The organism is Streptomyces sp. NPDC101237, from assembly GCF_044767465.1.
GTDB classification, from domain to species: Bacteria; Actinomycetota; Actinomycetes; order Streptomycetales; family Streptomycetaceae; genus Streptomyces; species Streptomyces gramineus.
Map to the genome: position 1 here is coordinate 1 of NZ_JBIWNY010000019.1, position 18,916 is coordinate 18,916.

Consider the following 18,916-nt stretch of genomic DNA (forward strand, 5'->3'; position numbering starts at 1 on the left):
CGCCCGGTTACATTCCGAACCCGGAAGCTAAGCCTTACAGCGCCGATGGTACTGCAGGGGGGACCCTGTGGGAGAGTAGGACACCGCCGAACAATTTTTGAGGACCCCTGGTCACCAGCGTTCAGCTGGGACCAGGGGTCCTTTTGTTTTTACAATGCTTGCGGTACCGAAGACAGGAGTCACCATGTCCACCAACTCTCCCGACGAGCGACCGGAGCGCGACCAGCGGCGACGGGACAGTGGTGACCGCGGTGACCGTGGCGGGTACCGCGGAGACCGTCCCGACCGTGGCAACGACCGCGGAGACCGTGGCAGTTACGGCCGCCGCGACGACAACCGCGGTGGCGCTGGCGGCGGCTACGGCCGCCGTGACGACAACCGCGGTGGTGGATACGGCCGTCGTGACGACCGCCGTGGTGACGATCGCCGTGACGACCGCGGAGACCGTGGCGGCTATGGCCGTCGCGACGACAACCGTGGTGGCGACAACCGTGGTGGTGACAACCGTGGTGGTGACAACCGCGGTGGCGACAACCGCGGTGGCGACAACCGCGGTGGCGGGTACGGCCGGCGGGACGACAACCGCGGCTCGCGCCCCGCGTTCCAGCGGGACGACCGCGGCGACCGCGGTGGTTTCCGCCGCGACGACAACCGCGGCGGTGGCGGCGGTTACCGAGGCCGCGACGACCGCCGTGACGACCGGCGTGACGACCGTCGCGACGACAACCGTGGCGACCGTCCGGCGTTCCGTCGTGACGACCGCGACGACCGAGGCGGCCGCAGCGACTTCCGGCGTGACGACAACCGCGGCGGTGGCGGCGGCTACCGAGGCCGCGACGACAACCGTGGCGGCGGCTACAGCGGTGGCTACGGCGGCCGCCGTGACGACAACCGTGGCGGTGGCGGTTACCCCCGCCGTGACGACCGGCGGGACGACCGCCGTGATGACAACCGCGGTGGCGACAACCGTGGTGGCGGGTACGGCCGGCGTGACGACAGCCGCGGCTCGCGCCCCGCGTTCCAGCGGGACGACCGCGGCGACCGCGGTGGTTTCCGCCGCGACGACAACCGCGGCGGTGGCGGCGGTTACCGAGGCCGCGACGACCGCCGTGACGACCGGCGTGACGACCGTCGCGACGACAACCGTGGCGACCGTCCGGCGTTCCGTCGTGACGACCGCGACGACCGAGGCGGCCGCAGCGACTTCCGGCGTGACGACAACCGTGCCGGTGGCGGCGGCTACCGAGGCCGCGACGACCGGCGCGACGATCGCAGGGACGACCGTCGCGACGACAACCGTGGCGGCTTCCGGGCCCCCCGTACCGACGACCGCCGTGACGACCGTGGCGGCTTCCGGCGTGACGACAACCGCGCTGGTGGCGGCGGCTACCGAGGCCGCGACGACCGGCGTGACGACCGCCGTGACGACCGGCGTGGCGACGACCGCCGCGGCGGTGGTTACGGACGGCGTGACGACCGGGAGCGCGACCGGGACCGTGAGCCGATCAAGCGGCTGCCCATCCCGGAGGACGTCACCGGCGACGAGATCGACAAGGACGTACGGCAGGAGCTGCAGAGCCTGCCCAAGACGCTCGCCGAGGACGTCGCCAGGAACCTGGTGATGGTCGCACGGCTCATCGACGAGGACCCCGAGGGCGCGTACGGCTACTCCAGGGTGGCGCTGCGCCTCGCGTCCCGTGTCGCCGCCGTCCGTGAGGCCGCCGGCTTCGCCGCGTACGCGAACCAGAAGTACAGCGAGGCGCTGGCCGAGTTCCGGGCCGCGCGTCGGATGACCGGCAACGTCGAGCTGTGGCCCGTCATGGCCGACTGCGAGCGTGGGCTCGGGCGTCCGGAGAAGGCGCTGGACATGGCCGGTGCCCCCGAGGTCCACAAGCTCGACAAGGCCGGCCAGGTGGAGATGCGGCTCGTCGCCGCCGGTGCCCGGCGTGACATGGGGCAGCTGGACGCGGCGATCGTGACCCTGCAGAGCCCCGAGCTGGCGTCGAGCTCCGTACAGCCCTGGACGGCGCGCCTGCGGTACGCCTACGCCGACGCCCTGCTCGCGGCCGGCCGGGTCGACGAGGCGCGCGAGTGGTTCGCCAAGGCCGTCGAGGCCGACCGGGACGGCAGCACGGACGCCTCCGACCGGCTGGCGGAGCTGGACGGCGTCGAGTTCGTCGACGCCCTGAACGACGAGGACCAGGACCAGGACGAGGAGTCGGACGTAGACCTCGCCGACGACGCGCCCGAGTCCGAGGACTCTCCCGCCGAGTCCGAGTCCGAGTCCGAGTCCGGGACCGCGACCGACGTCGCGGCCGGGGCCGAGGACGAGGCCGGGTCCGAGGCCCGGTCTGAGGCCGAGGCCGAGGCCGACAAGGACTGATCACGGCGTACGACGAAGGGCAGGCCCCGACCGGGGCCTGCCCTTCGTCGTACGCGCCGCCGGCCGGAGACGACCCGCACTCAGAAGTCGAGTGCCCGCAGGACCAGCCCGGAGGCCGGCTTGGGGCCGAAGGAGGTCGACTTGCGGGGCATCGTCACGCCCTGGCGGGCCAGGTCACGGACGACCTCCTCGCGCACCGGGTGCAGGAGGACGGCGGTGCTGCCCGCCCGTTCGGCCTTGGCGACCGTCGCCGCCGTGTCGTGGATGTAGGCGATGTGCGCGTTCGAGTCCTCGGGGATGCGCCAGACGTGTTCGAGCAGGGTGGCGTGCAGGACGGTGGCGTCGAGGCCTCGCCAGGCGGCCGGGCGGTCGGCGGGGACCGTGCGGGCCAGGAGATCCGGGTCCGGGCGGTCGATGAGATGGAAGGCGCCGTCGCCCGCCAGCAGGAACGCGTTGCCGGTGCGGGCCGCGTCGGCGAGCGCCTCCTGGGCCCGCGCGAGCGGAACGTCGAGCCGCCGTACCCGGAAATGGTCCTGTACGGCCGTCAGGGCGTCCGCCACCGGCAGGCCGTGCAGCAGACGGTGGATGGCCCGTACACGCAGCGGATAGCGGGCGGTGTCCACCAGGAGCACCAGGCCGTAGTCCCAGGGGCTCGGGGAGGAGTGCTCCGCGCGTAGACGCAAGTACGTGGCCCAGCGGTGATGGCCGTCGGCGATCAGGGCCTGGTGCTGGGACAGGTCGGACTGGACGCGTGCCACCTCGTCGGGGTCGGTGATCGACCACAGGCGGTGGTGGAAGCCGTCCTCCGTGGTGGTGGCGAGGAGCGGGGGGCGCTCGGCCGCCGCTTCGACGACCTCGGCGGCCGCGCCGTCGCCCCGGTAGGTCAGGAGCAGGGGTTCGAGGTTGGCGGAGGTCGCGCGCATCAGGGCCGCCCGGTCGGCGACCACCGGGGGCATGACCTCCTCGTGCGGCAGCACGACGCCCTCCGAGGGTTCGGAGATCCGCAGGGCGCCGATGACGCCGCGCTGGACCATGCCGTCGCCGTCGTGCTGCTCGTAGACGTACAGGCCGGGTTCCGGGTCCACGGCGAGGATTCCCTCGGCCTGCCAGCGCTTCAGCGTGTCGGCCGCCTGTTCGGTCCCGGCGCTCGGGGTACCTGCCTGGGGCAGGATCAGGCGGACGATGTTGTGCGGGTCGGCGGACTGGAGGTGGGTTACGCCGTCGGGGCGTACGACGACGTCGTACGGCGGGGAAGTGACGGCGGCGAGGCTGCCGACCCGGCCGGGGTCGTAGCGAAGGCCTCGGAACGGGTTGAGTTCCAGGCCTCGGCGCTCCGTTGCTTCCGAGTGACCTGCAGTGTTCATCCCGGCATCGTACGTGTGTCAGTGGCGTGCGGGATGATCGACAGGGAAAGGCGGGACAACAAAGAGTGACGAACAGTGACGAGGAGCGATGGGGATGAGCCAGGGCGTCAGGACGGCTCCGGAAGCCGCCGAACAGGCTCTGAGCACGGCGTATGACACGGCGCTGCTCGATCTGGACGGGGTGGTGTACGCGGGCGGCAGCGCGATCGCGCACGCGGTGGAGTCGCTGGAGAAGGCGCGGCAGGGAGGGATGCATCTGGCGTACGTCACCAACAACGCGCTGCGCACCCCGGACGCGGTGGCCGGGCACCTCACCGAGCTGGGCATCCCGACCGGTGCCGCCGACGTCATCACCTCGGCGCAGGCGGTCGCGCGGCTGATCAGCGAGCAGGTGCCGGCCGGAGCCCGGGTGCTGGTGATCGGCGGGGAGGGGCTGCGGGTCGCCCTGCGGGAGCGGGGGCTCGAACCGGTGGAGTCCGCCGACGACGACCCGGCGGCCGTGGCGCAGGGCTACGGCGGCCCGGACCTGGCGTGGGGGCGGTTCGCGGAGGCGTCGTACGCGGTCGCGCGCGGGGTGCCGTGGTTCGCGTCCAACACCGATCTGACGATTCCCAGCGGACGCGGGATCGCGCCGGGCAACGGCGCGGCGGTGGAGGTCGTCAGGATCGCGACGGGCGCCGAGCCGCAGGTGGCGGGCAAGCCGCTGCCGCCGATGCATCGCGAGACGGTCCTGCGAACGGGCGCGGAGCGGCCGTTGGTGGTCGGGGACCGGCTGGACACCGACATCGAGGGGGCGTTCAACGGCGGGGTGGACTCGCTGCTGGTGCTGACCGGTGTCACCGACGGGCGGCAGCTGCTCGCCGCGCCGCCGCACCACCGGCCGACGTACGTGGACGCCGATCTGCGCGGGCTGCTGACCGGGCAGCCGGAGGTGACGGCGGCGGGCGACGGGTTCCGGTGCGGGGGGTGGACGGCCGCGGCGGGCGCCGACCGGCTGGCGCTGGAGGGTGAGGGCGAGGCGCTGGACGGGCTGCGGGCGCTGTGCGCCGCGGCCTGGACGGCGGCGGGTGACGGCTCCTGCGAGCTGGACGGGGGCCAGGCGCTGGCGCGGCTCGGGCTGTGAACCGGTGCCGCTCGCGGAACCGGGATCGAGAGCCGAGGGGAGGGTAGGCTAACCTAACCGGGTGTTGGTCGACAGTCCCCCCGAACAGCGCGCGGAGACCGCCCCCGCGCCCCCGAGCCGCCGGGCGATCCGGACCCTCGGGCTCCTCGCCTCCGCCCTGATCCTGATGCTCGTCGCCCTGGCGAGCATCGCGATCGGAGCGAAGGAACTGCCGCTGGACCAGGTCTGGCACGGCCTGTTCCACGACACGGGGACCTACGGCGACGTGGTCGTCGACGAGCGGCTGTCCCGGACCGTCCTCGGCCTGCTCGCCGGTGCCGCCCTCGGCCTGTCGGGGGCGGTGCTCCAGGCGCTCACCCGCAACCCGCTCGCCGACCCCGGACTGCTCGGCATCAACGCGGGCGCGTCGGCCGCGGTCGTCACCGCCATCACCTACTTCGGTGTCAGCACGCTCGACGGCTACGTGTGGTTCGCCTTCCTCGGGGCGGCCGTGGTGGGCGCGCTGGTGTGGTTCCTGGGCGGCAGCCGCGGCGCCACCCCGGTCCGGCTGGCGCTCGCGGGCACCGCGATCAGCGCCGCGCTCTACGGCTACCTCCAGGCCGTTATGATCACGGACGGCGCGGCGCTCAACAAGTGGCGGTTCTGGACGGTCGGTTCGCTGGCCTCCGCGAACGACTCGACGATCACGCAGGTGCTGCCGTTCATCGCGGTCGGCACGTTGCTCGCGCTCGGCCTCGCCCGGCCGCTGAACGCGGTCGCGATGGGCGACGACACCGCCCGCGCCCTCGGCGCGAACCTGGGCCGCACCCGCGCCCTCTCCATGCTCGCCGCCGTCGTGCTGTGCGGCGCGGCCACCGCGGCCTGCGGCCCGATCGCCTTCGTCGGCCTGATGGTGCCGCACGCGGTGCGCTCCTTCACCGGCCCCGACCTGCGGTGGATCCTGCCGTACGCGACGGTCCTGTCTCCCGTGCTGCTGCTCGGCGCCGACGTCCTCGGCCGGATCGTCGCCCGGCCCTCGGAACTCCAGGTCGGCATCGTCACCGCGATCATCGGCGGGCCGGTCTTCATTCTTCTCGTACGACGGCGGAGGACGGCCCAGCTGTGAGGAACACCGCTGTGAAGACGACCGCCGCACGGACCACGCGGACCCTGCGCACGCCCGGCGGGCTCTCGCTGCGGACGGACCCGCGCTCGCTCGTCGTGGTGACCGCGCTGGTGCTGGCCGCGTGCGTCGCGAGTGTCGTGCTGATCGGTACCGGCGACTTCCCGATCTCCTTCGGCGACGTGGTGAAGACGCTGGCCGGCAACGGCACCGCGGGCCAGGACTTCGTCGTCAACGAACTGCGGCTGCCGCGCGTCCTGGTGGGTCTGCTGGTCGGCGCCTCGCTCGGCCTCGGCGGCGCGCTGTTCCAGGCCGTCTCCCGCAACCCGCTCGGCAGTCCGGACGTCCTCGGTCTCTCCCAGGGCGCGACGACCGGCGCGCTCGTCGTCATCGTGCTGATGTCCGGGAGCGCCGCCCAGGTCACGGTCGGGGCGCTGGCCGGCGGTCTGCTGACCGGTCTGGCCATCTATCTGCTCGCCTGGAAGCAGGGCGTGCACGGTTACCGGCTGGTCCTGGTCGGCATCGGTGTCTCCGCGGTCGTCACCGCGGTCAACGGCTACCTGCTCACCAAGGCCGATTTCGTCGACGCGACCCGCGCGGTCGTCTGGATGACCGGCTCCCTGAACGGCCGGGACTGGAGCCAGGTCCGGCCGCTGCTCGCGCTGTGCGCGGTCCTCGTCCCGCTGGTCCTCGGCAACGCGCGCGGCCTGCGGATGATGGAGATGGGCGACGACGTGGCGCACGCCCTCGGGGTGCGCGTGGAGCGGGTGCGGCTGCTGCTGATGGTGTCGGCGGTCCTGCTGACCGCGGCCGCCACCGCCGCCGCGGGCCCGGTCAGCTTCGTGGCGCTCACCGCCCCGCAGCTCGCCCGCCGCCTGACCCGCTCGCCGGGCCCCAACCTGCTGCCCTCCCTCTGCATGGGCGCCGCCCTGCTGGTCACCGCCGACTGGGCGTCCCAGCGCGCGTTCGGCTCCGACCAGCTGCCCGTGGGCGTGGTCACCGGCGTCCTCGGCGGGGTCTACCTGCTGTGGCTGCTCGTCACCGAACGCCGGGCGGGCCGGATATGAGCACGCACCGCGAGCCGGAGAGCACGAACCAGAAGAGGACCCCTGTGAACCGCCTGTCCGCCGAGAACGTCACCCTCGCCTACGACCAGCGTGTCATCGCCGAGCAGTTGTCGGTGGAGATCCCCGACAACTCCTTCACGGTGATCGTGGGCCCCAACGCCTGCGGCAAGTCGACGCTCCTGCGGGCGCTGTCCCGGATGCTCAGGCCCAGCCAGGGCCGGGTGCTGCTGGACGGGCAGGTCATCCAGTCGATGCCGGCGAAGAAGGTCGCCCGCACCCTCGGTCTGCTGCCCCAGTCGTCCGTCGCGCCCGACGGCATCACCGTCGGCGACCTGGTCGGCCGCGGCCGCTACCCGCACCAGGGGCTGCTGCGCCAGTGGTCCGCCGAGGACGAGCACGTCGTCCAGGAGTCGATGGCCAGGACCGGTGTCGCCGAACTCGCCGACCGCTACGTCGACGAACTGTCCGGCGGCCAGCGCCAGCGCGTGTGGATCGCCATGGCGCTCGCCCAGCAGACCCCGCTGCTGCTCCTCGACGAGCCGACCACCTACCTGGACATCCAGCACCAGATCGACGTCCTCGACCTCTGCGCGGAGCTGCACGAGGAGCAGGGCCGGACGCTGGTCGCCGTGCTGCACGACCTCAACCACGCGGCCCGGTACGCCACCCACCTCATCGCGCTGCGCGGCGGCGAGGTGATCGCCGAGGGCGCCCCGAACGACATCGTCACCGCCGAGCTGGTCGAGGAGGTCTTCGGGCTGCGCTGTCAGATCATCGACGACCCGGAGACGGGCACCCCGCTGGTGGTGCCCGCGGCCCGCAAGGCGCGGCTCACAGCAGCTTCCTGAGCCGGAACAGGTCCAGCAGGTGCGCGTCCAGTTTCACCCGTCCCGAGCCCCAGGCGCCGGCGAAGTTCAGCTCGCCGTCGACCAGGGCGACCAGGTCGTCGCCCGCCATGGCCAGCCTGATCTGCGCCCTGTCGCGCGGCGGGCCGGGAAACGTGTCCTCCACCTCGATCCGGCCGCCGGTGAGCCGGCCGGCGAAGGTGACGTCCAGGTCGGTGATGTGGCAGCTGACGGTGCGGTCCATGGCGGCGGCCGCGCGGACGTCGCCCTCGGCGCCGCCCATGGTGTGGGAGAGCTTGTCGAGTGCGGCGCGGCACTCCTCGATCGTGGCCATCGCGATCGACGGTACCCCAGCGGTTCGGGGTAGCGTCGGGGCATGACCGACTCTGTGCCCGAGGGCAGGGTGGCGGAGCCCGCGGAAGCGCTACCGGCCGAGCCCGAGTACGACCCCGCGGCCCCCGCCCCGCTGGACGTCCCCCGCACCCCCACCGGCAACGCCGAGGTCGACGAGCGGCTGGAGCGGCTGGCCGACGCCGACCACCTCGCCACGGACGGCCATCTGGAGGTGTACGAGGATGTACACCGGGGACTGCGCGACGCGCTCACCGCGCTCGACACCCGCCCCGGACCTCCGGCGCCCGCACCGCACGGCGAGCGGGCGCCCACACCCTCGTACCACCAGAGCAGGAGCTGAACCGAACGTGGCAGGAGTCGCACGCCGCCGTCTGGACGCGGAGCTGGTCCGCCGGAAGCTGGCGCGCTCGCGCGAGCACGCCAGCCAGCTGATCGCCGCCGGGCGGGTCACCGTCGGCAAGACCCTCGCGACCAAGCCGGCCACCCAGGTGGAGACCGCCGCGGCCATCGTCGTGCAGTCCGACGACAGCGACCCGGAGTACGTGTCCCGGGGCGGCCACAAGCTGGCGGGGGCGCTGGCGGCGTTCGTGCCGCTCGGGCTCGCGGTCGAAGGACGGCGGGGGCTGGACGCCGGCGCGTCCACCGGAGGCTTCACCGATGTGCTGCTGCGCGCGGGCGCCGCGCACGTCGTCGCCGTCGACGTCGGGTACGGCCAACTCGCCTGGTCTCTGCAGAGCGATGAACGCGTCACCGTCAAGGACCGTACGAACGTACGCGAGTTGACGCTTGAAGCGATCGATGGGGAGCCTGTGGATCTTGTCGTGGGTGATCTGTCCTTCATCCCGCTGGGGCTGGTGCTGCCGGCCCTGGCGCGATGTGTGAAGCCGGACGCCGACCTGGTGATGATGGTCAAGCCGCAGTTCGAGGTGGGCAGGGAACGGCTGGGCAGCGGGGGAGTGGTACGGAGTCCGGAGCTGCGCGCGGAGGCCGTGCGGGGGGTGGCCGAGAAGGCGTGGGAGCTGGGACTCGGGGTGAACGGTGTCACCGCCAGTCCGCTGCCCGGCCCGTCCGGCAATGTCGAGTACTTTCTGTGGCTGCGGGCCGGGGCACCCCGACTGGACCCGGCCGACGTTGACCGTGCAGTGGCGGAGGGGCCGCGTTGACACAGAACCGAGCTCGTACTGTTTTCCTGCTGGCCCACACCGGGCGGCCCGCGGCCATCCGGAGCGCCGAACTGGTGGTCAAGGGGCTGCTGGCGGCCGGAGTGGGCGTACGGGTACTGGACTTCGAGGCCGCGGACCTGCCGCTGCCGGACGAGGTCGAACTCGTCGAGGAGGCCTCCCCGCACAGCCTCGACGGCTGCGAGCTGCTGATCGTGCTCGGCGGTGACGGGACGCTGCTGCGCGGCGCCGAGTTCGCCCGCGCCTCCGGGGTGCCGATGCTCGGCGTCAACCTCGGCAGCGTCGGCTTCCTCGCGGAGGCCGAACGGGACGACCTCGACAAGGTCGTGGACCGGGTGGTGAGCCGGGCGTACGAGGTCGAGGAGCGGATGACCGTCGACGTCGTCGTGCACCGCAACGGCGACATCGTGCACACCGACTGGGCGCTGAACGAGGCGGCCGTGCAGAAGGCGGGCGCCGAGAAGCTCCTCGAAGTGGTCCTGGAGATCGACGGCCGGCCGGTGACCGGGTTCGGGTGCGACGGGATCGTGCTGTCGACGCCGACCGGGTCCACGGCGTACGCGTTCTCCGCGGGCGGTCCGGTGGTGTGGCCGGAGGTGGAGGCGCTGCTGATGGTGCCGATCTCCGCGCACGCCCTGTTCGCGAAGCCGCTGGTGACCTCGCCGGACTCGGTGCTGGCGGTGGAGGTGCTGCCGCACATCCAGCCGGGCGTGCTGTGGTGCGACGGGCGGCGGACGGTGGAGCTGCCGCCGGGGGCGCGGGTGGAGGTGCGCCGGGGCGCGGTGCCGGTGCGGCTGGCGCGGCTGCATCACGCGTCCTTCACGGACCGGCTCGTGGCGAAGTTCGCGCTGCCGGTGTCGGGGTGGCGGGGGGCGCCGCAGTAGGGGTTCCGAGGGAGCATGGGCGTGCGCGGCTGATCCGTGGCCTGTCGCGCGGTTCCGCGCGCCCCTCGGTCTCTCCGCCGGCCCGAGCGCCGACACGGCGCCGTGCCCCTTCGGCGGGCACCTCCACCCGCCCGGGTGACAGGGGGCCTCGCACTTCGTCGGCCGGACCTCGTAAGGTCTTCTCCGTGCTGGAAGAAATGCGGATACGGTCGCTCGGGGTCATCGACGACGCTGTGGTCGAGCTGTCGCCGGGATTCACCGCCGTCACCGGCGAGACCGGTGCGGGCAAGACCATGGTGGTCACCAGCCTGGGGCTGCTGCTCGGCGGGCGGGCCGATCCCGCGCTCGTGCGGATCGGCTCCGACAAGGCGGTCGTCGAGGGACGGCTCACCGTGCCACCGGGCGCCTCCGCGGTCCTACGGGCCGAGGAGGCGGGCGCCGAGCTGGACGACGGGGCGCTGCTGATCAGCCGTACCGTTTCCGCCGAGGGCCGCTCCCGGGCGCACCTCGGGGGCCGCAGCGTGCCCGTGGGCCTGCTCGCGGAACTCGCCGACGACCTGGTGGCCGTGCACGGGCAGACCGACCAGCAGGGCCTGCTGAAGCTGTCCCGGCAGCGGCAGGCCCTGGACCGGTACGCGGGCGACGGGGTCGCCGTGCCGCTCGCCAAGTACGGCGAGGCCTACCGGCGGCTGCGGGCCGTCGCGGTGGAACTGGACGAGATCGTCACCCGGGCGCGCGAGCGGGCCCAGGAGGCCGACATGCTGCGCTACGGCCTGGACGAGATCGCCGCGGTGGAGCCGCGGGCCGGCGAGGACGTCGAACTCGCCGAGGAGGCCGAGCGGCTCGGACACGCCGAGGCGCTGTCGTCGGCCGCGACCGCCGCGCACTCCGCGCTCGCGGGCAACCCCGAGGACCCCGAGGGCATCGACGCGGCCACCCTCGTCGCGGGCGCCCACCGCGCCCTGGAGGCCGTACGGTCGCACGACCCGGAGCTGGCCGCGCTCGCCGACCGGATCGGCGAGGTCGGCATCCTGCTCGGCGACGTGGCGGGCGAGCTGGCCGGGTACGCCGACGACCTGGACGCCGACCCGCTGCGGCTCGCCGCCGTGGAGGAGCGCCGGGCCGCGCTGACCGCGCTCATCCGCAAGTACGGCGAGAGCGCCGACGCGGTGCTGGCGTGGGCCGAGCAGGGCGCCGCGCGGCTGACCGAACTGGACGGCGACGACGACCGGATCGGCGAGCTGACCGCCGAACGGGACGCCCTGCGCGGGGAACTGGGCGGACTCGCGCAGGCGTTGACCGACGCGCGCACGGAGGCCGCCGAGCGTTTCGCGGCCGCCGTCACCGCCGAGCTGGGCTCGCTGGCGATGCCGCACGCGCGCGTGTCCTTCGACATCCGCCAGACCGAGGACCCCGAGGGCGTGGAGGTCGGCGGCCGCACGGTCGCCTACGGGCCCTCGGGCGCCGACGAGGTCGAACTGCTCCTCGCCCCGCACCCCGGCGCACCGCCCCGCCCGATCGCCAAGGGCGCCTCCGGCGGTGAGTTGTCCCGGGTGATGCTCGCGGTCGAGGTCGTCTTCGCGGGCACCGACCCGGTCCCGACGTACCTCTTCGACGAGGTCGACGCGGGCGTCGGCGGCAAGGCCGCGGTCGAGATCGGGCGCCGTCTGGCGAAGCTCGCCAAGTCGGCGCAGGTGGTCGTGGTCACGCACCTCCCGCAGGTCGCCGCCTTCGCCGACCGGCAGCTGCTGGTCGAGAAGACGAACGACGGATCGGTCACCCGCTCGGGCGTGAAGGTCCTGGAGGGCGAGGAGCGGGTCAGGGAGCTGTCCCGGATGCTGGCCGGCCAGGAGGACTCGGAGACGGCACGGGCGCACGCGGAGGAACTGCTCGCCGCCGCGCGGGCCGACGCCTGACAGGGCTGTCGGGGGCGCGGGAGCGTGCGTCCGGGGCGGACGCGAGGACGCGTCCGCCCCGCCGCGTGCGAGCCGGCGCCCACGCCCGCTCGGCGTGCCGTACTGTCACTCTCACGGGTGACTCACTCCGGCGCGTGCCCCGCCCCGCCCCGGTATGCCCCACCCCGGACCCCTGCGGTGCCCCCCTCGGCCCGATACCGTCTGTACGTACCCTCGTGACCGCCCCGTCGCCGAACACAGGAGCCCGGCTGCGTGAGCCCCGTGAGCAGCAACGCATCGCACGGTCAGTCGCCGCTGCGCACCGTGCAGGTGCTGGGCGGCGGCAACGCCGGCAGCAGTGCGCACGTGCGTTCGCTCGCCGCCGGTCTGGTCGCGCGGGGCGTGCGGGTCACGGTGTGCGCCCCCGCCGAGGCCGATCGCGCCTATGACTTCTCGGGTGTCGGCGCCGACCACGTCCACGTGCCGCGGAGCAGCGACCCGGGATCGGTGGCCGCCCTGCGTGCCGCCTGCACCGGCGCCGACCTCGTGCACGCGCATGGTCTGCACGCCTCCTTCCGCGCCGTGCTGGCGCTCAGCGGCCGCGACACCCCGCTCGTCGTCACCTGGCACAGCCGGCCGGAGGCCGAAGGGGCGCGGGCGCACCTGCTGCGGATGCTGGAGCGGCGGGTGGTGCGCACCGCGGCCGTGGTGCTGGGCACCACTTCCGACCTGGTGGACCGGGCCCGCCGTACCGGCGCGCGGGACGCGCGGCTCGCCGCCGTGACGCTGCCGGGACTGCGGCGGCCTCCGGAAGGGGACGAGACGGACCGGCAGCGGCCCAAGCTGCGGGCCGAACTCGGCGCCATGGGACGGCCGTTGCTCGTCGCGGTGGGCTCCCTCGACCGGCACCGCGGCTATGACGTCCTGCTGGACGCGGCACGGGCCTGGTGCCGGCTCGACCCGGTACCGCTGCTGGTCGTCGCGGGCGAGGGACCGCTGCGCGGGGTGCTGCAGCGGCGGATCGAGGACGAGGAACTGCCCGTCCGGCTCCTCGGCCACCGCGACGACGTCCCGCATCTGCTCGCGGCCGCCGACCTGGCCCTGCTGACCAGCAGCTGGGAGTCGCGCTCGGTGCTCGCCCAGGAGGCGCTGCACGCGGGGGTGCCGCTCGTCGCGACCGCCGTCGGCGGTGTCCCCGACCTGGTCGGCGACGCCGCCGCGCTCGTCCCCTACGGCGACGCGGTCGCCCTCGCCGACACCGTGCTGCGCCTCCTCGGCGACCCCGAGCGCCGCGAGGAACTGCGCGAGAAGGGCGCCCGGCAGGCCGCGAGCTGGCCGACCGAGGACGAGACGGTCACCCAAGTGCTCAGCGTGTACGACGAGTTGACCCAGCCCCTGCCGCTGTAGCGGTCAGGGCACGTGCCGGCGGGCCCGCAGGGCGAGGCTCAACGCCAGGACCGCCTGCGGGTCGTCGAGGTCGGTGCCGAGCAACTCGCCGATGCGGGCCAGCCGGTTGTAGAGGGTCTGCCGGTTCAGATGCAGCTCGCGGGCCGTCTCCGCCTTGCGGCCGGCGTGCGCGAGATAGGTCTCCAGGGTGGGCAGCAGGGGCGGCTTGGACCGGTCGTCGTGGTCCCGGAGCGGGCCGATCGCCCGGTCGACGAAGGCCGCCAGGTCCGGATGGTCGCGCAGCCGCCACAGCAGGAGGTCGATGTCGAGGCGGCGGGCGTCGTACCAGGGGCGGTCGGAGAGGCCCTGGGCCGCCGTCGCCGTCTCGGCCGCGTGCCGCAGCCCCGCCGAGGCCGCCGCCCAGCCGCCCGCCACCCCGACCACCACGATCGGCGGTGCGGCCCCCGGACGCCGCATCCCGGCCCGCTCCACGCCCGCCCGCAGCGCCGCCGCGACCCGGTCCGCGACGCTCGCGCGCTCCGCCTCCGAGCGCAGGCCCAGCAGGAGCGGCACCCGGCCCTCCACCGGCCGCACCCCGAGCAGCACGGGCACCCCCACGGCGGCCAGCTCCTCGCCCACGGCCCGGGCCAGCACCGCCCAGCCGCCGCCCGGCGACAGCGAGTCGCCGACCCGCATGACCACCGGCAGCAGCGGGCTGCCGCCGGGCTTGAAGCCGAGGACGCGGGCCTGGGCCGGGGCGTCCGCCGCGCTGACGCGGCCCTCGGCGAGGTCGGTCAGGAAGTCGCCACGGCCGCGCGCCGCCAGTTCCTCCTCCTGGCGGGCCTGCATCAGGACGACGGCCAGGATGCCGGCGGCCCGCTCCGCGGCGTTGCGGTGCACCGGGGCGAGCGGCCCGCGCACCGGGAGCAGCACCAGCCGGGCGCGCACCGAACCGGACCCGGGACCGCCGCCCGGCACGTCCACCAGGACCGTCCCGGCGGGCGGCGGCGCCTGCCGGTGCTGGCCGCGCAGCCCCTCCCACACCTGCAGCGGATCCGCGCCCTCGGGCCCCGACCCGGCGGCGTACAGCAACTGGCCGTCGGTGGTCTCCAGGAAGACCGGGTTGCCGCAGAAGTCGGCGAGGATCGCCAGGACCTGCGGGACCCCGCCACCGCCCAGCAGGGCCTCGGTGCAGCGGCGGTGCACCTCCTCGGCGCGCTGGAGGAGCGTGTAGTGGTGGTTGACGATCTCGGTGTGGATCTCCTCCGTCACCGTCACGAAGGGCACCTCGCGGTGCAGCACGACCAGCGGCAGCCCGGTCGCGCGGGCGGTGTCGACGAGGGTGGCGGGCAGCCGTGCGAACCGCGGGCCCAGCTCCACCACCAGGGCGGCGATGCCCCGCTCGGCGAGGGTGCGCACGAACGCCCGCTGGTCGCCCGGCCGGGTGCCGAGTCCGTACCCGGTGGTGAGGAGCAGCTCGCCGCCCTTGAGCAGCGAGGCGATGTTCGGCACCTCGCCGGCGTGCACCCAGCGCACGGTCCGGCCCAGCCGGTCGGCGCCCGCCAGGATCTCCGGGAGCCCGCTGCGCAGCCCGGGCAGCTCCAGCGCCCGCTGCACCGTGATCCCGCCCTGGGTGTCGAACCCGCCGCCCGTACCGTCCATGGAGCGGACGCTACCTGGGCGAACGCCTTCCCGGCACCTTCCGTCAGACAGGTTCGATGTTGTGGTTGAAGCGGAAGACGTTGTCGGGGTCCCACGCCCGCTTCACCTTGCCGAGCCGCAGCGCGTTCCCCGCTCCCAGCCCGGCCCGCACCCGGTCGCCGCCCTCGTCGCCGATGAAGTTGAGGTAGACCGCGCCGTTGGACCAGGGGCGCACGGCGGCCCGGACGTCCCGCACCCAGGCCACGGCCCGGTCGTCGTCGGCGGGCTCCGCCCACATGCCGAAGGGGTGCACGGCCCAGGACGCGGACCGGTAGGGCACCGGGTACTCGGCGGGGCCCGCCGCGATCGCCCCGCCCTGCGGGAAGAGCACGTGCTGGGTGCCGCTGGGCACCAGGACGCCGTCCGCGCAGCCGCAGAACGCGTCCACCGCCGCGTCGGGCAGCGCGTCCAGGTACTCGGCCGACCAGTAGTTCCGCAGGCCGGGCGGGAAGTCGAGCATGGACTGCGCCGCGGGATACGGCATCCGGCCGACCGTCTCCGCCTCGTGCGGCAGCGCCAGCAAGGGCTCGACGACCTTGCGCAGGTCCTCCTCGCCGCCCGCGTACGTCACCAGGGCCGCGCACACCAGCGTGCCCACCAGGTGCTCCGGTACGAACGGCAGCGGCGGGCCGGTGAGGTACTGCACCGCGCCGGCCGCCTCGTCGGGCCCGGTGCGGATCATCTCCCGGAAGGTGCGCACCACGTCCGGTCCCGACCGCGGCGAGTAGAGCAGCACCGCGACGGAGAACGCCGGCAGCTCGTGCAGGGCGAGGGTGAGGGCGGTGGCGACGCCGAAGTTCCCGCCGCCCCCGTGCAGGGCCCAGAACAGCTCCGGGTTGTCCTCGGCACCGGCGTGCACCCGTTCGCCGTCCGCGGTGACCAGTTCGACGCCGAGCAGGTTGTCGACGGCCAGGCCGAAGGCGCGGTCGAGCCAGCCGGTACCGCCGCCGAGCACGAAGCCTCCGACGCCGGTCGTGGAGGCCCGGCCGCCGGTGGTGGCCAGGCCGTACGGTTCGGTCGTCCGGTCCAGATCGCTCATCGTGGCGCCGCCCCGCACACGGGCCGTCCGCGCCGCGGGGTCGACGGTGACCTCGTGCATCCGGCGCAGGTCCACCACGAGCGCGGCGTCGCCGCTCGCCGACCCGGCCACGCTGTGGCCGCCGCCGCGCACCGCGATCGCCAGGTCCAGCTCGCGGCCGAACCGCACCGCGCGGACCACGTCGGCGTCGTCGGCGCACTGGGCGATGACGGCGGGCCGCCGGTCGATCATGGCGTTGAAGACGGTACGGGCGTCGTCGTACCCGGCGTCGCCCGGCGCGAACACCGCACCGGCGAGATCCTCGCGCAGGGCGGCGAGCGCCGTGTGCGCCTTGGAGGGGGAAGCCATGGCCGCCCCCCTTTCGCGAAGAGGGGATTGGTCCTGGATCCACCTAAGCACGAGCGGCCCGCAGGGAGCGCGGGGAAGCGCCGACGGCCGGCTATCCCCCGTACGCCCCCGACGCCGTGAGCCGCAGCGCCGTGTCGATCAGCGGCACGTGGCTGAACGCCTGCGGGAAGTTCCCCACCTGCCGCTGCAGCCGCGGATCCCACTCCTCGGCCAGCAGCCCGAGGTCGTTGCGCAGCGCGAGGAGCTTCTCGAACAGCTTGCGGGCCTCGTCGACGCGGCCGATCATCGCGAGGTCGTCGGCCATCCAGAACGAGCAGGCCAGGAACGCCCCCTCGTCGCCGGGGAGCCCGTCGACGCCCTCGTCGCCGCCCGAGGTCGGGTAGCGCAGGATGAAGCCGTCCGAGGTGGACAGTTCGCGCTGGATCGCCTCGATGGTGCCGATGACCCGCTTGTCGTCCGGCGGCAGGAAGCCCATCTGCGGGATCAGCAGCAGCGACGCGTCCAGCTCCTGGGAGCCGTAGGACTGCGTGAAGGTGTTCCGTTCCTTGTCGTAGCCCTTCTCGCAGACGTCCCGGTGGATGTCGTCGCGCAGTTCCTTCCAGCGCTCCAGCGGCCCGTCCGCGTCCCCGGACTCGATCAGCTTGATGGTGCGGTCCACCGCGACCCAGGCCATCACCTTGGAGTGCACGAAGTGCCGGCGCGGGCCGCGGACCTCCCAGATGCCCTCGTCCGGCTCGTCCCAGTGGTCCTCCAGGTAGCGGATGAGCTTCAGCTGGAGCAGCGAGGCGTAGTCGTTGCGGGCGAGGCCGGTCATGTGGGCCAGGTGCAGGGCCTCGGTGACCTCGCCGTAGACGTCCAGCTGGAGCTGGTGCGCCGCGCCGTTGCCGACCCGGACCGGCGCCGAGTGCTCGTAGCCGGGCAGCCAGTCCAGCTCGGCCTCGCCCAGCTCGCGCTCGCCCGCGATGCCGTACATGATCTGGAGGTTCTCCGGGTCGCCCGCGACCGCGCGCAGCAGCCACTCGCGCCAGGCGCGGGCCTCCTCGCGGTAGCCGGTGCGCAGCAGGGAGGACAGGGTGATCGCGGCGTCGCGCAGCCAGGTGTAGCGGTAGTCCCAGTTGCGGACGCCGCCGACGTCCTCCGGCAGGGAGGTGGTGGGCGCGGCGACGATGCCGCCGGTGGGGGCGTACGTCAGGGCCTTCAGGGTGATCAGGGAGCGGACCACCGCCTCGCGGTACGGGCCGTGGTACGTACAGTGCTCGACCCACTCCCGCCAGAACTCCTCGGTCGCCTCCAGCGACTGCTCGGGCTCCGGCAGCGGCGGCGGCTCCTTGTGCGAGGGCTCCCACGAGATGGTGAACGCGATCCGGTCGCCGGGGGCCACCGTGAAGTCGGCGTAGGTGGTCAGCGACTTCCCGTAGGTCTCCGCCGACGTGTCGAACCACACCGAGTCGGGGCCCGCGACGGCGACCGTACGGCCCTCGTGCTTGTGCACCCAGGGGACGACCCGGCCGTAGGAGAAGCGCATCCGCAGCACCGAGCGCATCGGCACCCGGCCGGTGACGCCCTCGACGATCCGGATCAGCTGGGGCGCGCCGTCACGCGGCGGCATGAAGTCGGTGACCCGGACCGTCCCGCGCGGGGTGTCCCACTCGGACTCCAGGATCAGCGAGTCGCCGCGGTAGGTGCGGCGGGCCGCGGTCGGCGGCTCGGAGTCGGCCGCGTGGGCCGGGCCGAGCCGCCAGAAGCCGTGTTCCTCGGTGCCGAGCAGACCGGCGAAGATGGCATGCGAGTCGAAGCGGGGCAGGCACAGCCAGTCCACAGTGCCGTCCCGGCAGACCAATGCCGCGGTCTGCATGTCTCCGATGAGTGCGTAGTCTTCGATGCGCCCGGCCACGTGCAACTCCAGTCGAACGGCCACGTCACCCCCCAGGCAAAAGGGGGCTGTCGCTAGTGCGGTCAAGGGGGGTTGTTGTTGTGCGTCGTTAAGCGGTGAAGCAAAGCAGCCCGCCGCGCCCTGAGGCAAAACGACAGTCATAGCTCAACGAACTGCCGAGCTCTCGTGTTCCGGGGGTGACGGGCGGGGGTGTGCCGTGTTTTCCGGTCGGCTCGGCAGCGAGTGTCCGAGCAGGATACGACGCACGTAGATGATCTGCGTGCCGCTCCGGGCAACCCGTGTGCGCCGAACGGGTGAGCCCTGAGTGAAAACCCGGTAAGCCAGGCACCACGTCTGTGCCGATGTGTGTA

The 18,916-nt window shown here is 73.7% G+C and carries 16 protein-coding genes and 1 rRNA gene; 11 read left to right on the forward strand and 6 right to left on the reverse strand.

All coding sequences use genetic code 11. From position 1 onward, the window contains the following. Positions 1-92, forward strand: a 5S ribosomal RNA gene (rrf, locus tag ACIRQ9_RS26695); the annotation flags it as partial. Positions 93-121: 29 nt separating this feature from the next. Here the strand turns inward: rrf and ACIRQ9_RS26700 are convergent. After that, entirely contained in the window at positions 122-1,576 is a 1,455-nt protein-coding gene (locus ACIRQ9_RS26700) for a hypothetical protein (RefSeq protein WP_404178917.1), read from the reverse strand. Between ACIRQ9_RS26700 and ACIRQ9_RS26705 the strand changes: the two genes are divergently transcribed. After that, entirely contained in the window at positions 1,514-2,383 is an 870-nt protein-coding gene (locus tag ACIRQ9_RS26705) for a tetratricopeptide repeat protein (RefSeq protein ID WP_404178920.1), read from the forward strand. The two genes, ACIRQ9_RS26700 and ACIRQ9_RS26705, sit on opposite strands and share 63 nt — an antisense overlap. An 80-nt stretch (positions 2,384-2,463) precedes the next feature. Here the strand turns inward: ACIRQ9_RS26705 and ACIRQ9_RS26710 are convergent, their stop codons facing one another. After that, on the reverse strand, positions 2,464-3,747 hold the full coding sequence (locus ACIRQ9_RS26710) for a DUF1015 domain-containing protein (protein ID WP_404178468.1): 1,284 nt from the start codon (positions 3,745-3,747) through the stop codon (positions 2,464-2,466). A gap of 94 nt (positions 3,748-3,841) precedes the next feature. Here ACIRQ9_RS26710 and ACIRQ9_RS26715 point away from each other — a divergent pair, with 94 nt between their 5' ends. The 4 genes from ACIRQ9_RS26715 (at position 3,842) to ACIRQ9_RS26730 (ending at position 7,887) form a co-directional block, all read left to right on the forward strand. Beyond that, positions 3,842-4,870, forward strand: coding sequence for an HAD hydrolase-like protein (locus ACIRQ9_RS26715; protein ID WP_404178471.1), 1,029 nt, complete (start codon positions 3,842-3,844; stop codon positions 4,868-4,870). A 61-nt stretch (positions 4,871-4,931) separates the two neighbouring features. Next, a complete protein-coding gene (locus tag ACIRQ9_RS26720) occupies positions 4,932-5,975 on the forward strand; it encodes a FecCD family ABC transporter permease (RefSeq protein ID WP_404178474.1) in 1,044 nt (347 codons plus the stop codon). Positions 5,976-5,986: 11 nt separating this feature from the next. After that, entirely contained in the window at positions 5,987-7,039 is a 1,053-nt protein-coding gene (locus ACIRQ9_RS26725; protein WP_404178477.1) for a FecCD family ABC transporter permease, read from the forward strand. Continuing rightward, positions 7,036-7,887 (forward strand): ABC transporter ATP-binding protein, encoded by an 852-nt coding sequence (locus tag ACIRQ9_RS26730; protein ID WP_404178480.1) that lies wholly within the window; start codon positions 7,036-7,038, stop codon positions 7,885-7,887. The genes ACIRQ9_RS26725 and ACIRQ9_RS26730 overlap by 4 nt, the downstream gene beginning before the upstream one ends. Here the strand turns inward: ACIRQ9_RS26730 and ACIRQ9_RS26735 are convergent. Beyond that, a complete protein-coding gene (locus ACIRQ9_RS26735) occupies positions 7,871-8,218 on the reverse strand; it encodes a sterol-binding protein (RefSeq protein WP_404178483.1) in 348 nt (115 codons plus the stop codon). The two genes, ACIRQ9_RS26730 and ACIRQ9_RS26735, sit on opposite strands and share 17 nt — an antisense overlap. 42 nt (positions 8,219-8,260) lie before the next feature. Here ACIRQ9_RS26735 and ACIRQ9_RS26740 point away from each other — a divergent pair, with 42 nt between their 5' ends. The 5 genes from ACIRQ9_RS26740 to ACIRQ9_RS26760 all read left to right on the forward strand — a co-directional run bounded on the left by ACIRQ9_RS26740 (position 8,261) and on the right by ACIRQ9_RS26760 (position 13,605). Further along, the gene (locus ACIRQ9_RS26740; RefSeq protein WP_404178486.1) at positions 8,261-8,578 is read left to right on the forward strand and encodes a hypothetical protein; all 318 of its coding nucleotides are present in this window, start codon (positions 8,261-8,263) and stop codon (positions 8,576-8,578) included. A 7-nt stretch (positions 8,579-8,585) separates the two neighbouring features. Next, positions 8,586-9,401, forward strand: a complete 816-nt coding sequence (locus tag ACIRQ9_RS26745) for a TlyA family RNA methyltransferase (RefSeq protein WP_404178489.1) — start codon at positions 8,586-8,588, stop codon at positions 9,399-9,401. Next, positions 9,398-10,303, forward strand: coding sequence for an NAD kinase (locus tag ACIRQ9_RS26750; protein WP_351320730.1), 906 nt, complete (start codon positions 9,398-9,400; stop codon positions 10,301-10,303). The genes ACIRQ9_RS26745 and ACIRQ9_RS26750 overlap by 4 nt, the downstream gene beginning before the upstream one ends. Before the next feature lie 197 nt (positions 10,304-10,500). Beyond that, complete coding sequence (gene recN / locus ACIRQ9_RS26755) at positions 10,501-12,219, forward strand: DNA repair protein RecN (RefSeq protein WP_404178923.1); 1,719 nt, start codon at positions 10,501-10,503, stop codon at positions 12,217-12,219. Positions 12,220-12,471: 252 nt separating this feature from the next. Beyond that, a complete protein-coding gene (locus ACIRQ9_RS26760) occupies positions 12,472-13,605 on the forward strand; it encodes a glycosyltransferase family 4 protein (RefSeq protein ID WP_404178493.1) in 1,134 nt (377 codons plus the stop codon). Positions 13,606-13,608: 3 nt separating this feature from the next. Here the strand turns inward: ACIRQ9_RS26760 and ACIRQ9_RS26765 are convergent, their stop codons facing one another. The 3 genes from ACIRQ9_RS26765 to ACIRQ9_RS26775 all read right to left on the reverse strand — a co-directional run bounded on the left by ACIRQ9_RS26765 (position 13,609) and on the right by ACIRQ9_RS26775 (position 18,566). Then, complete coding sequence (locus ACIRQ9_RS26765) at positions 13,609-15,246, reverse strand: PucR family transcriptional regulator (protein ID WP_404178496.1); 1,638 nt, start codon at positions 15,244-15,246, stop codon at positions 13,609-13,611. Between the two features lie 43 nt (positions 15,247-15,289). Further along, positions 15,290-16,672: an FAD-binding oxidoreductase gene (locus ACIRQ9_RS26770; protein ID WP_404178499.1), complete on the reverse strand. Its 1,383-nt coding sequence runs from the start codon at positions 16,670-16,672 to the stop codon at positions 15,290-15,292. Between the two features lie 91 nt (positions 16,673-16,763). Further along, the gene (locus tag ACIRQ9_RS26775) at positions 16,764-18,566 is read right to left on the reverse strand and encodes a glycoside hydrolase family 15 protein (protein WP_404178926.1); all 1,803 of its coding nucleotides are present in this window, start codon (positions 18,564-18,566) and stop codon (positions 16,764-16,766) included. Positions 18,567-18,916 lie beyond the last annotated feature (350 nt).

What these genes read in the sequence shown, in the direction of transcription:
- ACIRQ9_RS26710 (WP_404178468.1), bottom strand. Translation starts at nt 3,747, where the DNA reads ATGAACACTGCAGGTCACTCGGAAGCAACGGAGCGCCGAGGCCTGGAA.
- ACIRQ9_RS26715 (WP_404178471.1), top strand. Translation starts at nt 3,842, where the DNA reads ATGAGCCAGGGCGTCAGGACGGCTCCGGAAGCCGCCGAACAGGCTCTG.
- ACIRQ9_RS26730 (WP_404178480.1), top strand. Translation starts at nt 7,036, where the DNA reads ATGAGCACGCACCGCGAGCCGGAGAGCACGAACCAGAAGAGGACCCCT.
- ACIRQ9_RS26735 (WP_404178483.1), bottom strand. Translation starts at nt 8,218, where the DNA reads ATGGCCACGATCGAGGAGTGCCGCGCCGCACTCGACAAGCTCTCCCAC.
- ACIRQ9_RS26740 (WP_404178486.1), top strand. Translation starts at nt 8,261, where the DNA reads ATGACCGACTCTGTGCCCGAGGGCAGGGTGGCGGAGCCCGCGGAAGCG.
- recN (WP_404178923.1), top strand. Translation starts at nt 10,501, where the DNA reads ATGCGGATACGGTCGCTCGGGGTCATCGACGACGCTGTGGTCGAGCTG.
- ACIRQ9_RS26765 (WP_404178496.1), bottom strand. Translation starts at nt 15,246, where the DNA reads ATGGACGGTACGGGCGGCGGGTTCGACACCCAGGGCGGGATCACGGTG.
- ACIRQ9_RS26770 (WP_404178499.1), bottom strand. Translation starts at nt 16,672, where the DNA reads ATGGCTTCCCCCTCCAAGGCGCACACGGCGCTCGCCGCCCTGCGCGAG.